Origin of the sequence: Nocardioides sp. PD653-B2 (assembly GCF_002117935.1) — a bacterium.
GTDB lineage: Bacteria > Actinomycetota > Actinomycetes > Propionibacteriales > Nocardioidaceae > Nocardioides.
The window spans coordinates 100,095-113,744 of record NZ_BDJE01000010.1; the positions used below are offsets into that span (position 1 = coordinate 100,095).

At 70.8% G+C, this 13,650-nt stretch carries 14 protein-coding genes; 4 read left to right on the forward strand and 10 right to left on the reverse strand.

Going from position 1 to position 13,650, the window contains the following annotated elements; translation table 11 throughout:
* Nucleotides 1-13: 13 nt before the first annotated feature.
* The 4 genes from PD653B2_RS04755 to PD653B2_RS25310 all read left to right on the forward strand — a co-directional run bounded on the left by PD653B2_RS04755 (nucleotide 14) and on the right by PD653B2_RS25310 (nucleotide 3,255).
* A complete protein-coding gene (locus PD653B2_RS04755) occupies nucleotides 14-1,114 on the forward strand; it encodes an LCP family protein (RefSeq protein ID WP_085871182.1) in 1,101 nt (366 codons plus the stop codon).
* 132 nt (nucleotides 1,115-1,246) lie between these two features.
* Complete coding sequence (locus PD653B2_RS04760) at nucleotides 1,247-1,900, forward strand: hypothetical protein (protein ID WP_207559329.1); 654 nt, start codon at nucleotides 1,247-1,249, stop codon at nucleotides 1,898-1,900.
* Nucleotides 1,900-2,184, forward strand: coding sequence for a hypothetical protein (locus PD653B2_RS25305; RefSeq protein WP_207559328.1), 285 nt, complete (start codon nucleotides 1,900-1,902; stop codon nucleotides 2,182-2,184). The genes PD653B2_RS04760 and PD653B2_RS25305 overlap by 1 nt, the downstream gene beginning before the upstream one ends.
* 210 nt (nucleotides 2,185-2,394) lie before the next feature.
* Nucleotides 2,395-3,255: an MEDS domain-containing protein gene (locus PD653B2_RS25310; RefSeq protein WP_085871183.1), complete on the forward strand. Its 861-nt coding sequence runs from the start codon at nucleotides 2,395-2,397 to the stop codon at nucleotides 3,253-3,255.
* Between the two features lie 22 nt (nucleotides 3,256-3,277).
* On the opposite strand, the gene PD653B2_RS04770 is transcribed toward PD653B2_RS25310, so the two are convergent.
* The 10 genes from PD653B2_RS04770 to dnaK form a co-directional block, all read right to left on the reverse strand.
* The gene (locus PD653B2_RS04770; protein ID WP_165763323.1) at nucleotides 3,278-3,916 is read right to left on the reverse strand and encodes a histidine kinase dimerization/phospho-acceptor domain-containing protein; all 639 of its coding nucleotides are present in this window, start codon (nucleotides 3,914-3,916) and stop codon (nucleotides 3,278-3,280) included.
* Nucleotides 3,917-4,004: 88 nt separating this feature from the next.
* The gene (locus tag PD653B2_RS04775) at nucleotides 4,005-5,003 is read right to left on the reverse strand and encodes an AraC family transcriptional regulator (protein WP_085871185.1); all 999 of its coding nucleotides are present in this window, start codon (nucleotides 5,001-5,003) and stop codon (nucleotides 4,005-4,007) included.
* Complete coding sequence (locus tag PD653B2_RS04780; RefSeq protein ID WP_085871186.1) at nucleotides 5,000-6,658, reverse strand: FAD-dependent oxidoreductase; 1,659 nt, start codon at nucleotides 6,656-6,658, stop codon at nucleotides 5,000-5,002. The genes PD653B2_RS04775 and PD653B2_RS04780 overlap by 4 nt, the downstream gene beginning before the upstream one ends.
* Entirely contained in the window at nucleotides 6,636-6,911 is a 276-nt protein-coding gene (locus PD653B2_RS04785) for a UBP-type zinc finger domain-containing protein (protein WP_085871187.1), read from the reverse strand. Before PD653B2_RS04785 ends, PD653B2_RS04780 begins: the two co-directional genes overlap by 23 nt.
* Complete coding sequence (trxA, locus tag PD653B2_RS04790) at nucleotides 6,908-7,366, reverse strand: thioredoxin (protein WP_085871188.1); 459 nt, start codon at nucleotides 7,364-7,366, stop codon at nucleotides 6,908-6,910. Before trxA ends, PD653B2_RS04785 begins: the two co-directional genes overlap by 4 nt.
* Nucleotides 7,363-9,999, reverse strand: a complete 2,637-nt coding sequence (gene clpB / locus PD653B2_RS04795) for an ATP-dependent chaperone ClpB (RefSeq protein WP_085871189.1) — start codon at nucleotides 9,997-9,999, stop codon at nucleotides 7,363-7,365. The genes trxA and clpB overlap by 4 nt, the downstream gene beginning before the upstream one ends.
* Entirely contained in the window at nucleotides 9,990-10,310 is a 321-nt protein-coding gene (locus PD653B2_RS04800; protein ID WP_085871190.1) for a chaperone modulator CbpM, read from the reverse strand. Before PD653B2_RS04800 ends, clpB begins: the two co-directional genes overlap by 10 nt.
* A complete protein-coding gene (locus PD653B2_RS04805; protein WP_085871191.1) occupies nucleotides 10,307-11,245 on the reverse strand; it encodes a DnaJ C-terminal domain-containing protein in 939 nt (312 codons plus the stop codon). Before PD653B2_RS04805 ends, PD653B2_RS04800 begins: the two co-directional genes overlap by 4 nt.
* Entirely contained in the window at nucleotides 11,242-11,745 is a 504-nt protein-coding gene (locus PD653B2_RS04810) for a nucleotide exchange factor GrpE (protein WP_085871192.1), read from the reverse strand. The genes PD653B2_RS04805 and PD653B2_RS04810 overlap by 4 nt, the downstream gene beginning before the upstream one ends.
* Nucleotides 11,746-11,753: 8 nt before the next feature.
* Nucleotides 11,754-13,643 (reverse strand): molecular chaperone DnaK, encoded by a 1,890-nt coding sequence (gene dnaK, locus PD653B2_RS04815; protein WP_085871193.1) that lies wholly within the window; start codon nucleotides 13,641-13,643, stop codon nucleotides 11,754-11,756.
* Nucleotides 13,644-13,650 lie beyond the last annotated feature (7 nt).

Consider the following 13,650-nt stretch of genomic DNA (forward strand, 5'->3'; position numbering starts at 1 on the left):
GAGGGAACCCGTCGTGCCCGAGAAGAGGCACCGCCGCGGCGTGCTCCGCGTCATCATCGTCGCGGAGCTGGTCGTCGCGCTGGTGACCGCGGCGACCGTCGTGTTCGCCTACAACCACCTCGACAGCAACATCGCCGAGGGTCCGGGGATCCACCACCGGAACGCCAAGCAGCCGCAGGCGGCCGACCAGCCGCACGAGCCGCTCAACATCTTGCTGATGGGCACGGACACCCGCGACTGCGCGGGCTGCAAGGTCGACGGCGAGGCGGGCGGTGGCGTCTCGGACACGACGATCCTCCTGCACGTCGCGGCGGACCGGAAGTCGGCGTACGGCATCTCGATCCCCCGCGACCTCCTGGTCGACCGACCGGACTGCGTGGTCGACGGGAAGACCATCCCGGGCGCCAGCGACGTGCTGTGGAACGCCGCCTTCGGCGTGGGCGGCCCCGCCTGCACGGTCGAGCAGGTGGAGTCGGTGTTCGCGCCGATCTACGTCGACGACTACCTCACCATCGACTTCGGCGGCTTCAAGGACATGGTCGACGCGATCGGCGGCGTCAACGTCTGCATCCCGGAGCCGCTCGACGACCCGACCTACCTCCACGTGCACTTCGACCGAGGAGAGTCGGTCCACCTGGACGGCACCGATGCGCTGGCCTACGTGCGTCTCCGGCACGTGCTCGCCGGCACCGACATCGGTCGGATGAAGCGGCAGCAGTCCTTCATCGCTGCCATGGCCCACAAGGTGATCTCCGCCGACACGCTGGCCCGCCCCGACAAGCTCTACCGCTTCGCCGGCGCGCTCACCAGCTCGCTCCAGGCCAGCCCCGACCTGGCCAGCGCGGGCGCACTGGTGCGACTGGCGGGCGAGCTGAAGGACGTCGATCTCACCCACATCAAGTTCGTGACGATGCCCAACTTCCTCTATCTCGAGGGCACCGCGGGCTACCCGCACGTGGGCCTGCTCCCCGCGCACAAGAAGCTGGTCGAGCTCGTGAACGACGACCGGCCGCTCGGCTCGTTCGTGCGCGACTCCGTCTCCGCCGACGGCCCGGACAAGAACCCCACCCAGAAGCAGAAGGATGCGGCAGCGGCCGCGGGCATCTGCGCCTGAGGGTCGGGCGCGACGATCGACCTCGCCTCTCGGTGGTTTCGGCGCAGCCCCGCGGGGTAACCGACTCATGTGGAGCTGATCCGAGTCGGGCTCGTGGCAGATCCAGCCGCGCCGACCCGGATCGCACGGCGCATGAGCGACCTGCGCCCCCTCGACGGCAGCGACGAGTGGGACATCATCGTGGTGAGCGAACCCTTCACCGTCGGCTTCGAGGACGTCGAGACCGCGACGGGTCGGCTGCAGGACCGGGCCCGTCAACAGGACTGGGACCTGGTCGTCGGCCTGACCGAGCTCCCCCTCCACGACGACGAGGGCCGCCCTCTCCTGGTCGAGACCGACCCGGGGCGACGGACCGCGGTGTTGTCACTGCCCGCCCTGGGCGGACTACGTATGCACGCTCGGTCCCGCCGTGCCGTGCGCTCGCTCCTCGACACGATGACGGAGCCGGGGTCGGACGACGGTGCGCATCGCGTGGTCCTCCCCCGCCGGCGGGGCCGCTGGCGCCTGCTCCAGGGCATGGTGCTCGCCAACCGCCCCTGGCTGTTGGTGCCGGGACTGAAGTCTGCGCTCGTGGCGGCGCTGGCGACCGGCGCCGTGGCGACGATCAACTCGACGGTCTGGCTGCTCGCGGGCTCGCTGTCGTGGTGGCGCCTGGCGGTGGCGACGATCGCCTCGGTCGCTCTGGTCGCGGCCTGGCTGGTGATCGACGGCGAGCTGTGGGACCGCCCCGACGACGACTCCTCGCGGGGCGGGAAAGGTCCCGTCTCTACAACGCGTCGACCCTGATGACGCTGATGACCGGCGTGTTCATCTGCTACGTTGCGCTGTACGTAGTGAATCTGGCGTGGGCGTTCTTCGTCCTCGACCCCGCCCTGATGGGCAGTTACCTCCATGCCTCGCTGGGCTACGGCGATCTGTTCGTCCTGGCCTGGTTCGTCGCGTCAGCAGCAACCGTCGGAGGTGGTCTGGGTTCGGGACTGGAATCGGACGAAGCGATTCGCGCTGCCGCATACTCCAAGCGCGAGGAGGACCGGCGTGACCGCCTCGCACGCCGCAAGCGCCCGACGTGAGCGACCCGCGCTCGGCACCACCTGCTCCGACCGATCTCCGGCTCCGGACCGACGGTTCATCTCCTCCACAGCGCTAGACCTCTGCGATGCGATCCGTGTCCGCAGATCCGTGGTGCCCACCGTGGTCGTCGCGACGACGACCCGCCCTCCTGACCACGCCGTGCCTTCACCGACCAACGCGCGTAGGATCGCCGAGAACAAGGAACCAATATGAATGTCGTCGACATCGGGATCCCCGGCGTGGACCAGATCCCGCCAGGCACACACCTCTGCGCTCTCTACTCCGGCTCGGCGGAGCGGGATGACATCTTGTTCCCGTTCCTGCGCCAGGGTCTCCAGCACGGGGACACCTGCCTGTGCTACATCGACGGTCTCGAGCCCGGCGCGGTGCGGGCCCGGGCGGTCGGTGAGGCCGGCGTGGCGGAGCCCCCGGCAGATCGGTTCGACGTCCGCCCGGCGTCGGAGGTCTACCTGCAGTCCGGAAAGTTCTCGGTCGAGCACATGACGTCGGTGCTCTCCGACAGCCTCGACGAGGTGGTCGCCCAGGGCCGCGGGCTGCTGCGGGCCACGGGTGAGATGCCGTGGCCGGGGGTGCTGTCGCAGCCTCATGGGGCCGATGACTTCTTCGTGTACGAGGCCGCCCTCAACGACGTCGTGGACCGGAGGCCGGCGATCTTCATGTGCATGTACGACCTGCAGCGCTTCGGGCTCGACCTGCTCGTCGCCGTGCTGAAGACGCACCCCGTCGTGCTCCTCGACCAGATGGTTCTCGACAACCCCCACTTCCCGGGCAGAGCCAGGTACGACGCTGAGGTGGCACCCACGGACACGCCTCCGCTGGGCGCCGCGGCCGCGCGCGAGCCGGACCCGTGGCCCTCGCTGACGCCGAGCGAGTTGCGGATCGCCGGGTTCGTTGCCAAGGGTCTGACCAACAAGGACATCGCCCAGAAGCTGTGCGTGTCGCCGCACACCGTCGATGCCCACCTGAAGCACATCTTCACGAAGCTCGACATCCACTCCCGCGTCGAGCTGACCGTGCTCGCCATGCAGCACCGGACGCCGCCCGGCTGAGACCGACGGCCTCTCGACGAGGTCAGTCACGCTGATCGCGCCCGTCGAGCATGGCGGACACCGAGTCGAGCGCCCGTCGAAGGCGATCGCTGGCCCGCGTCATGCAGGCGAGCGACTCCCGCAGCTCTCTCGGCAACGCGTCGCCGTGGTCCTGGAGGAGCTCGGCATGGCCGAGGAGGGCCGTGAGTGGGGTGCGCAGCTCGTGCTGCAGCGCGTCGAGCCGTTGTCGACGCAGCTCCGGAGGCAGGGACACGATGGGCTGCTCGTCGGTCGCGTCCGTGGCCACGAGCAGGGCTCCCCGGATCCCCCCGGCTGCGGTGCGAAGCGGAGCCGCGGTGCAGCGCAGCAGCCGGACGGGTCCGCCCTTCGGCTTCACCGTGACGTAGGAGTCCTGGACGCTCTCCCCTGCACAGGCGCGCACCAGGGTGAGCTCGGACGGCTCGAGGAGGCGGGTCCCGGACGCGTTGTGGAGATTGAAGTAGGCCGGGACCTGGTCGCTGGGGATGGGCTCGAACCGGGTGTCCGCGAGGCACGCGAGGGCGGGGCTGACATGGACGAGCCGGCAGGAGTCATCCATCACGGCCATCGGCAGGGCGAGCTCGCCCAGCACCGTGTGGAGCAGGTCCCAACCACTCGAGTCGGCCTGCAGGTCGTCGTCCATCCATCGATCGTCACCCGCGCCGGACGGCGAAGGGCGGGTTCGCTCACGAACTGCGCATCCCGGCTCGCGATCTGCGCGGATCGGCCAGTCATCGAGGAGCGTTGAGCGTCTCCGAGGGGAGCTCGCCGAAGGCATCGCGGTACGCAGCCGCGAAGCGGCCCGCGTGCGCGATGCCGCACCGCGCCGCGATCTGGGCGACCGTGGTGCGGTCCGGGTCCGCCACGCGGAGCAGGTCACGGGCGCGGTGGAGTCGGACGTCACGCACGTAGGACATCGGCGGCATGCCGACCTCACGGCGGAACCCGTCCTGCAGCGCTCGCACGCTGAGGTGCACCTCGGTCGCCAGCCGGACGGTCGACCACGGCTCGCCCGGTCTGTCGTGCACGAGATCGATCGCTCGGGCCACGACCGACCGTTGGGCTGCGGACGCGCCGGCGCTGAGCGAATCGGTGTAGGTGTGATGCTGCCCGAGCAGCAGGCCGTCGATCACCAGCCTCCGGACGTGACGTCCCACTGCCGGGTGGTTGATCAGGCCCGGGCTGTCCTCCAGCTCGCGGGCCAGCATGTCGAGCACGTCGCGCCACGCGCGGCTGGCCGGTGACGTGAGGTCCATGACGGGGTCGAAGTCCAGGCGGGCCCGCAGGGACCGGCCCAGCAGTGCCTCGAGCTCGGCCTCCACGTCGGAACGGGAGATCATCATGCAGAGCTGGGTGCAGTTCGCCGACCAGGCGATCTCGGCCTGGCGGCCGGGACCGAACACCGCGGCGGTCCCCGGCGTCGTGACGACCGCCGCACCCGGCCAGCCGCCCGAGGAGCGGGCCTGGCCCGACAGCGGCGTGTTGACGTGGAAGTTGCCGGCCTCGGCGGTCGTCAGCACGACCGGCCGGCCGTAGGACAGTCGCCCCAGCGTCAGCCCGCCCAGGCGAATGCCGGTGACGCGCATGTCGAGCGGCTCGCGACCGCGCCGGAGGTCGAGGCGATTCGGCAGGAACAGCTCGCCGAGAACGCTCTCGGCTCGGTCCCGGTCCTCGGTCCGCACCGTGGTCATCGGCGACCGCCGACCGGGCGCGACTGCGGACTCGTTCATCGTCGACCTGCTCTCTCGAGGAACTCGTGGACGAGCCGAACGGCCATGGAACCCTCCCCGACCGCGGAGGCTACGCGCTTCACCGAGCCGCTTCGCACGTCACCCACGGCGAACACCCCGGGCGTGTCCGTTTCGAGCACACTGCCACGCCGGCTGGTCACGCCGGTCCGCACGTATCCGTGCTCGTCCAGCTCGATGCGGCCGTCGAGCCAGGCGGTACGCGGTGTCGACCCCACCAGCACGAACACGGCCGCGCTGTCGACGACGTGCTCCCGCCCGCTCTCGCGCTCTCGGAGGACGACGGACTCCAGGGCCACGTCACCGTCGAGCCGGCACAGCTCGCTGTCCGACCACACCCGGATCCGCGGGGTTCTCTCGATCCGGTCCGCCAGGTAGCGGGACATGTCGCGATGGAGGTCGTGGTGACGGATGACGAGGTGGACCGCGGAGGACCGTCGAGAGAGGAAGAGGGCAGCTTGGCCCGCAGAGTTTCCGCCGCCGACCACCGTGACGGGGTTGCCGCCGCACCACTGAGCCTCGGCCTCGGTCGCGGCGTAGTAGACGCTGCTGCCCTCGAGTCGATCGAGCCCGGGGACGTCCAGCCGCCGGACCTGGACACCGGTCGCCAGGATCACGGCGTGCGCCGTCACGTGCTCCCCGTCGGTCAACCCCACGAGGTGGTAGCCGTCGGCGTCGCGCAGGGACAGTGCCTCACCGGGGATGGTGAAGGTCGCCCCGAACTTCCGTGCCTGGACCACGGCTCGGTCCGCGAGCTCGGCGCCGGAGATGCCCGCGGGGAAGCCGAGGTAGTTCTCGATCTGGGACGACGTCGCGGCCTGGCCCCCGGTCGCCACCGCGTCGAGGACCAGGGAGGAGAGCCCCTCGGACGCGCCGTACACCGCTGCCGCGAGGCCGGCCGGGCCGGCGCCGACGATGACGAGGTCGTAGGCCTCACGGGCGGGGGCCGCGCGCAGACCGATCAGGGTCGCGAGCTCGGCGTTGCTCGGGTTTCGCAACACGTGCTCGCCCTTCCAGATCACCACCGGAGTCTGCTCCGGGGAGATGCCGATCTGCCGGAGGACGTTCTCGGCCTCCGGGTCCTCCTCCAGGTCGACCCAGCGGTGCGGGATCCGGTTGCGGCTCGAGAAGTCCCGGATCCGGCGGCTGTCGGCGGAGAACCGGGACCCGACGATCCGGAAGCCCGCACCGATCCCCGCGTGCAGGCTGCGCCGCACGATGAAGGCCCGCAAGATCAGGTCGCCGAGCCCGGGATCCTCGACGACCGCCTCCTGGAGTCGCTCGACCGGGACCGCGAGCACCTCGGCGTCGACCTCGGCGATGGCCGTGACGTAGAGAGGTTGCCCGGTGAGCAGCGACAGGTCGCCGAGGAACCGCCTGGGACCGTGCACCGCCACGAGCCGGGACTCGTGATCGGCCTGCTGCCCCACCGCCACCAGGCCGTCCAGGATCACGAAGAAGTCGCAGTCGTGGTCTCCTTCGTGGAAGAGAGCGGCCCCCGCCGGCACCCGTCGCCGGGTGCCGAACCGGGACAGCATCATCACCTGCTCGTCGTTGAGCCTGGGGTAGGCGCCGGACAGGTCCGGCGTCTCAGGTCGTTGCGGCGCCGCCGACTCAGACGAACTGCTCGTGCGCATAGCACCACCTCCAGCTCTCCCCGAGTTCGAGCGACCGCACGATCACGTGCCCAGACCTTCCGGCGTGGGCTCGCGCGTGCCGCATCGGGGACGAGTCGCAGCACCCGACCTTGCCGCAGGTGAGGCACAGCCGCAGGTGCACCCACGGAGTGCCCAGCTCGAGGCAGTCCTCGCACCCGTCGCTGCGGGGCAGCACCGGACGCACCAGGGCGAGGTGGGGGTCGGGGACGGCCGGGCCCGGTGCCGTACTCATGCGGGCTCCCGGGCGAGCTTGTCGGTCAGCCATGCCCGCAGCGCGGCCACCGGTGCGGCTCCGGTCTGCCGGTCGACGACCTCGCCGCGATCGATCAGGACCAGGGTCGGGATCGCCTGCACCTCGAAGCGCCGGCTCACCTCAGGTGCCACGTCCGCGTTCACCTTGACCAGCTTCAACCGACCCGCCAGCTCGCCGGCGAGCTGCTCCAGCGCGGGGCTCACCATCCGGCAGGGCCCACACCAGGGCGCCCAGAGATCGACGAGCACCGGGACGGTCGCCTGGTCGACGACGGCCGCGAAGTCGACATCGGTCGCATCGACGATCCACGGGAGCGGCGACTGGCACCGGCCGCACCGGGGCACCCCGCTGGCGACCGACGGGACCCGGTTCTTGGTCTCGCAGCTCGGGCAGACGACGACCCGGGCGGGCGCGGGGGCGGTGGCGGCGCTCATGCGACCGCCCTCCCGTCGTCCGGTGCTCTGGTCGACGTCACCGTGAGCTCGCCGTCGACCAGGTCGACGGTGACCGACCCGTCCTCGAGCACGTCGCCGCGCAGGAGTGCCCGGCCGAGCCGGGTCTCCAGCTCACGGGCGATGAACCGCCGCAGCGGGCGCGCGCCGTACGCCGGGTCGAAGCCCTGGTCCGCGATGAACCGCAGAGCCGGCTCGGTGACCTGCAGGGTGATCCGCCGGTCCGCGAGGCGGGCGCGCAGGTCGTCGAGGAGCAGGTCCGCGATCCGCTCGATCTCGGCGAGGGTCAGCGGCTTGAACAGCACGATGTCGTCGACCCGGTTGAGGAACTCCGGCCGGAAGTGGCTGCGCAGCGAGGCCATGACGAGGCTGCGGGCCTCGTCCTTGATCTCCCCGTCCGCCGTGACACCCTCCAGCAGGTGCTCCGACCCGATGTTCGAGGTCATGATCACCACGGTGTTCCTGAAGTCGACGGTGCGACCCTGCGCGTCGGTCAGCCGACCGTCGTCGAGGACCTGCAGCAGCGTGTTGAACACGTCGACATGCGCCTTCTCGATCTCGTCGAGGAGGACCACGGAGTAGGGCTTGCGCCGGACCGCCTCCGTGAGCTGACCACCCTCCTCGTACCCGACGTAGCCGGGTGGTGCACCGACGAGCCGACTCACGGTGTGCCGTTCCTGGTACTCACTCATGTCGATGCGGATCATGTTGTTCTCGGTGTCGAACAGCGCGGCCGCCAGCGTCTTGGCGAGCTCGGTCTTCCCGACACCGGTCGGGCCGAGGAAGATGAAGGAGCCGATCGGACGGCGCGGGTCCTTGATGCCGGACCGCGCCCGGACGATCGCGTCGGCCACCAGCTGGACCGCCTCGTCCTGGCCGACCACGCGCTCGTGAAGGACCTCGTCGAGGCGCAGCAGCTTCTCCCGCTCGCCCTCCTGGAGCCGGCTGACCGGGATCCCGGTCCACCGAGCCACGACCGCGGCGATCTCGTCCGCGGTGACGACCTCTCGCAGGAGTCGCCGGCCACCCTGCTTGGCGGCGAGCCTCGCCTCGGCCGCCTCGAGGCGTCGCATGAGCTCCGGGAGCCGGCCGTGTCGCAGCGACGCGGCCCGGTTCAGGTCGTACTCGCGCTCCGCCTGCTCGCTCTCCTGGCGCACCTGCTCCAGCTCCTGGCGCAGGCTCTGCACCTCGCGCAGCGCCGTCCGCTCGGCCTCCCACTGGGCCCGCATCGCGTCAGCCTCGGCGCGCACGTCTGCGAGCTCACGGCGCAGCTCCTCGAGCCGGGTCATGCTGGCCGAGTCGTCCTCGTTGGACAGGGCCGCCTCCTCGATCTCCATCCGGGTCACCCTGCGGGTGAGCTCGTCGAGCTCGGCCGGCATCGAGTCGATCTCGGTGCGCAGCATCGCGCACGCCTCGTCGACCAGGTCGATGGCCTTGTCGGGGAGGAAGCGGTCGGAGATGTACCGGTGGCTCAGGGTCACCGCAGCAACCAGTGCCCCGTCGTGGATCTTGACGCCGTGGAACACCTCGAGCCGCTCGCGGAGCCCCCGCAGGATCGACAGGGCGTCCTCCTCGCTCGGCTCGTCCACGATCACCGGCTGGAAGCGACGCTCGAGCGCGGCGTCCTTCTCGATGTGGGTCCGGTACTCGTCGAGGGTGGTGGCGCCGATCATGTGCAGCTCTCCGCGGGCGAGCATCGGCTTGAGCATGTTGCCGGCATCCATCGCGCCCTCGGCGGCGCCGGCACCGACCACGGTGTGCAGCTCGTCGACGAACAGCAGGATCCCGCCGTCTGCACTCACCACCTCGTTGAGGACGGCCTTGAGGCGCTCCTCGAACTCGCCGCGGTACTTCGCGCCCGCGACCAGCGCCCCCATGTCCAAGGCGAAGATCGTCTTGTCACGCAGCCCTTCGGGCACGTCACCGTTGTTGATGCGCTGGGCCAGGCCCTCGACGATCGCGGTCTTCCCGACGCCAGGCTCCCCGATCAGGACCGGGTTGTTCTTGGTCTTGCGCGACAGGATCTGGACCGTGCGCCGGATCTCCCCGTCGCGCCCGATGACCGGCTCCAGCCGCCCGGCGGCGGCATCCGCCACCAGGTCGCGGCCGTACTTGCCGAGGGCCTCGTAGGTGCCCTCCGGTGTGGCCGACGTGACCCGCTGGTGTCCACGGATCTCGGTGAGTGCGGAGAGGAAGCCGTCGCGGGTCACGCCTTCCTGCCGCAGCAGGCGGCCCGCCGCCGTCCCGGAGCCCTCGCCGAGGAGCGCCACGACGAGGTGCTCCACCGAGACGTACTCGTCCTTGAGCCGGCGCGCCTCCTTGTCGGCGTCGTCGAGCAGCCGGGAGAGCCGTTGGGTGACGTACACCTGACCCGGCGATGCGCCCGGGCCGGTGACGCGTGGACGTCGCTCCAGCTCGGCCTCGAGCGCCGTGCGCAGCCGGTCGGGGTCGGCGCCGGCCCTGCTCAACAGCGATCCGGCCAGACCCTCGGCCTGGTCGAGCAGGGCCAGCAGCAGGTGCTCGCCGTCGACCTCGCTGTGACCGAAGCGGAGGGCCTTGGTCTGGGCGTCGTGCAGGGCTTCCTGCGACTTCTGGGTCAGTCGGTTCATGTCCATCGAGCTTCTCCTCCTGGAAGTGGGCGCCGCGATGACCTCTCGAGCTCGGAGATCCGGTCGAGCAGGTCGATGATCAGTCCGAGGGACGCGTAGCTGAGGTTCAGCCCGAGGTGCAGCCGCTGGATCCGGGCCATCACCCGCACCTGTGACGGGTCGAACCACAGGCGGCCCCGGCCGTCGCGGGTGACCTCGAGCAGACCGATGGCAACCAGCCGGACGACCAGATCGGGATGCATTCCGGTGAGTCGGGCGTAGGTGTCCAGGCTCAGCAGGTAGGGCCGGGTGAGCGCGTAGTGCGTGGGCGTGCTCATCGACTGCTCCGGGGGTCAAAGGCGGAGGCCTTCGCCAGCTGCTCGAAGTGCCGGCGCTCGTCGGGGGTCAGCTTCTCGGGCACCATGATCTGGGCCTCGGCGAAGAGGTCGCCGTGCTTGCCTCCGCGGTGGGGCAGCCCCTGGCCGGCCAGGCGCAGCCGACGGCCGCTCGACGTACCCGCCGGCACGGTGACCTTGAGCTTGCCCGCCGGGCTCTCGAGGTCGACCTCGGTGCCGAGAGCTGCCTCCCAGGGCGCCAGCGGGAGCGTGACGTGGAGGTTGCGGCCCTCGAGCCGGTAGCGGCGGTCCGGCGCGATCCGGGCGACCAGGTAGAGGTCACCCGCGTCGGCGCCGCCCGAGCCCTGGCCACCCTGGCCACGCAGCCGGATCCGCTGGCCGTCCACGACCCCGGCCGGGATGTCGACGTCGATGGTGCGCGGACCCTCGGGACCGGTGATCGTCAGGCTGCGCCTGGTGCCGTGGAAGGCCTCGTCGACGGTGACCTCCACCTCGGTCTCGTGGTCGGAGCCGGGGATCCGCCCCCACCCCGGCCGGCCGCGGCCTCGTCCGCCGAAGACCCCGCCCAGGAGCTCTTCGAGGTCGACATCGTCGCCGAAGTCGGTGAAGCGCACTCCGCCACCGGCCCCGGGGCGCGCACCCGCGCCGGCATAGGCACGGGAGCGGCGCGGGGCGTCGGGGTCGGCATCGGGCGACACCCTGCGGAAGTCCTCCCCGAAGGCGTCGTACCGCTGGCGCTGCTCGGGGTCGGACAGCACGTCGTACGCCTCGGAGACCTCCTTGAACCGTTCCTCGGCGCCCGGGTCCTTGTTGACGTCGGGGTGGTGCTGGCGAGCCAGCCGGCGGAAGGCCCGCTGGATCTCGGCCTGGTCGGCGGCACGGGGGACGCCGAGGGTCTCGTAGAAGTCCCGTGTCATGGGGCACCCCGGGTGACGACCACCACGGCGGACGGCCGCAGGACCGCGTCGTCGGTCCCGTAGCCGGGCCGGACGACCTCGGCCACCGTCCCCGGCACCAGCTGGTCATCGGCAACAGTGCCGACGGCCTCGTGGACGGCCGGGTCGAAGGGCTTCCCGAGGTCGTCGCGACGCGGGAAGCCGAGGTCGCCGATGGTCGCGATCGCCTGTTGGAGAACGGCTCGGACCCCCTCGATGACCTGGTCCGACTCCGCGGGCGCGTGCTCGAGGGCCCGTTCGAGGTTGTCGAGGACCGGCAGCCACGCCGACGCGACCCGGGCTCGCTCCTGACTTCGGGCCCGCTCGACGTCGTTCGCGGTCCGCTTGCGGTGGTTGTCGAGCTCGGCGGCGCTACGACGCCAGCGGTCCTCGAGCTCGGCCACCCTCTGCGTGGCCACCTCGAGCGGGTCGGGGCCGGCCTCGGCTCCATCGTCGAGCTGGGGAGTCTGCGGCTCGGACATGGCCGCGGTCAGTGTGCCGTGAACTCGGCGTCGATGACGTCGTCGTCCCCGGCGTCTGCGCCCGGGCTCGACGAGGGTCCGTCAGCGCCTGGCGGCGGACCGGAGGGGCCCGCCGCGGTCAGGGCCTGGGCCATCTGGTGGAGCTCACCCGCCAAGGCACGGAGCCGGTCCACCGAGGTCTCCTGCTCGACCGCCGTGCGGGCGTCGCCGACCAGCATCTCCGCGCGGGCCCGATCGTGCTCGGCCACCGCGTCTCCGGCCTCGTCGAGCCTGCGCTGCACCTGGTAGGCGACCGCGTCGAGCTCGTTGCGCGCATCGACCAGCTCCCGGAGCGCCGCATCGTCACTGCGGTGGGCCTCGGCGTCCGCGACCATCTTGGCGACGTCCGCCTCGGTGAGGTTGGAGGTCTCGCTGATGGTGACCTTCTGCTCGGCTCCGGTGTCCTTGTCCCGCGCCGAGACGTTGAGGATCCCGTTGGCGTCGATGTCGAAGGTGACCTCGATCTGCGGCACGCCGCGCGGCGCGGGCCGGATGTTCTCCAGGCGGAACCTGGCCAGGACCCGGTTGTCGCTCGCGCGCTCGCGCTCGCCCTGGACGACCACGACGTCCACGGCGGACTGGTTGTCCTCCGCGGTGCTGAAGACCTCGGTACGCCGGGCCGGGATCGTGGTGTTGCGCTCGATGACCTTGGTCATCACGCCGCCGAGGGTCTCGAGGCCGAGCGAGAGCGGCGTGACGTCGAGCAGGAGGACGTCCTTGATCTCCCCCTTGAGGATCGCGGACTGCACGGCCGCTCCGACGGCCACGACCTCGTCGGGGTTGACGGTCATGTTCGGTTCCTTGCCGCCGGTCAGCCGGCGGACCAGCTCCTGGACGGCCAGGATCCGGGTCGAGCCGCCGACCAGGATCACCTCGTCGAGGTCGTCGGTGCTGACCTTCCCGTCCGCCAACGCCTGCTTGACGGGGCCGAGGCACCGCTCGACGAGGTCGCGTGTCAGCTCGTCGAAGGTCGATCGCATGAGATTGACGTTGAGGTGCTTGGGCCCCGACGCGTCCGCGGTCACGAACGGCAGGTTCACGGAGGTCTGGGTGACCGCCGAGAGCTCCACCTTGGCCTTCTCAGCGGCCTCGAACAGCCGTTGCAGGGCCTGGGGGTCGTCGCGCAGGTCGATGCCGTTCGACTTCTTGAACTCCTCGGCGAGGTGGTCCACGATGCGCCGGTCGAAGTCGTCGCCGCCGAGGTGGGTGTCACCCGCGGTGGACAGCACCTCGACGACGCCCTCGCCGACGGTGAGGATGCTGACGTCGAACGTGCCGCCGCCCAGGTCGAAGACCAGCACGGTCTCGTTCTCGAGCTTGTCCATGCCGTACGCCAGGGCCGCGGCGGTGGGCTCGTTGATGATGCGGAGAACCTCGAGTCCGGCGATCCGGCCGGCGTCCTTCGTGGCCTGGCGCTGCGCGTCGTTGAAGTGGGCAGGCACCGTGATGACCGCCTCGGTGACCCGCTCGCCGAGGAACTTGCCCGCGTCGCTCACGAGCTTGCGCAACACCTGCGCGGAGATCTCCTCCGGCGCGTAGAGCTTGCCGTTGATGTCGAAGCGCGCGGCGCCGTCGGGCCCCGCGACGACGTCGAAGGAGACCGCGTTGGTCTCGCTCGCGACCTCGTCGTACGCCCGTCCGATGAAGCGCTTGGCGGAGTAGATCGTCCCCTTCGGGTTCAAGATGGCCTGGCGGCGGGCCATCTGGCCCACGAGCCGCTCCCCCGACTCGAGGAACGCGACCACGGACGGGGTGGTCCGATTTCCCTCCGCGTTCGGGATCACCTGCGGCTGACCGCCGTCCATCGCGGCGATCACCGAGTTCGTCGTTCCGAGATCGATACCGACAGCTCTGCCCATGACCCGC

Excerpts from the sequence above, each read along its gene's own strand:
- trxA (WP_085871188.1), bottom strand. The coding sequence starts at position 7,366 with ATGAGCGCCGCCACCGCCCCCGCGCCCGCCCGGGTCGTCGTCTGCCCG.
- PD653B2_RS04760 (WP_207559329.1), top strand. The coding sequence starts at position 1,247 with ATGAGCGACCTGCGCCCCCTCGACGGCAGCGACGAGTGGGACATCATC.
- PD653B2_RS04770 (WP_165763323.1), bottom strand. The coding sequence starts at position 3,916 with ATGGACGACGACCTGCAGGCCGACTCGAGTGGTTGGGACCTGCTCCAC.
- PD653B2_RS04805 (WP_085871191.1), bottom strand. The coding sequence starts at position 11,245 with ATGACACGGGACTTCTACGAGACCCTCGGCGTCCCCCGTGCCGCCGAC.
- PD653B2_RS25310 (WP_085871183.1), top strand. The coding sequence starts at position 2,395 with ATGAATGTCGTCGACATCGGGATCCCCGGCGTGGACCAGATCCCGCCA.
- PD653B2_RS04810 (WP_085871192.1), bottom strand. The coding sequence starts at position 11,745 with ATGTCCGAGCCGCAGACTCCCCAGCTCGACGATGGAGCCGAGGCCGGC.
- PD653B2_RS25305 (WP_207559328.1), top strand. The coding sequence starts at position 1,900 with ATGACGCTGATGACCGGCGTGTTCATCTGCTACGTTGCGCTGTACGTA.
- dnaK (WP_085871193.1), bottom strand. The coding sequence starts at position 13,643 with ATGGGCAGAGCTGTCGGTATCGATCTCGGAACGACGAACTCGGTGATC.
- clpB (WP_085871189.1), bottom strand. The coding sequence starts at position 9,999 with ATGGACATGAACCGACTGACCCAGAAGTCGCAGGAAGCCCTGCACGAC.
- PD653B2_RS04785 (WP_085871187.1), bottom strand. The coding sequence starts at position 6,911 with ATGAGTACGGCACCGGGCCCGGCCGTCCCCGACCCCCACCTCGCCCTG.
- PD653B2_RS04780 (WP_085871186.1), bottom strand. The coding sequence starts at position 6,658 with ATGCGCACGAGCAGTTCGTCTGAGTCGGCGGCGCCGCAACGACCTGAG.
- PD653B2_RS04775 (WP_085871185.1), bottom strand. The coding sequence starts at position 5,003 with ATGAACGAGTCCGCAGTCGCGCCCGGTCGGCGGTCGCCGATGACCACG.
- PD653B2_RS04800 (WP_085871190.1), bottom strand. The coding sequence starts at position 10,310 with ATGAGCACGCCCACGCACTACGCGCTCACCCGGCCCTACCTGCTGAGC.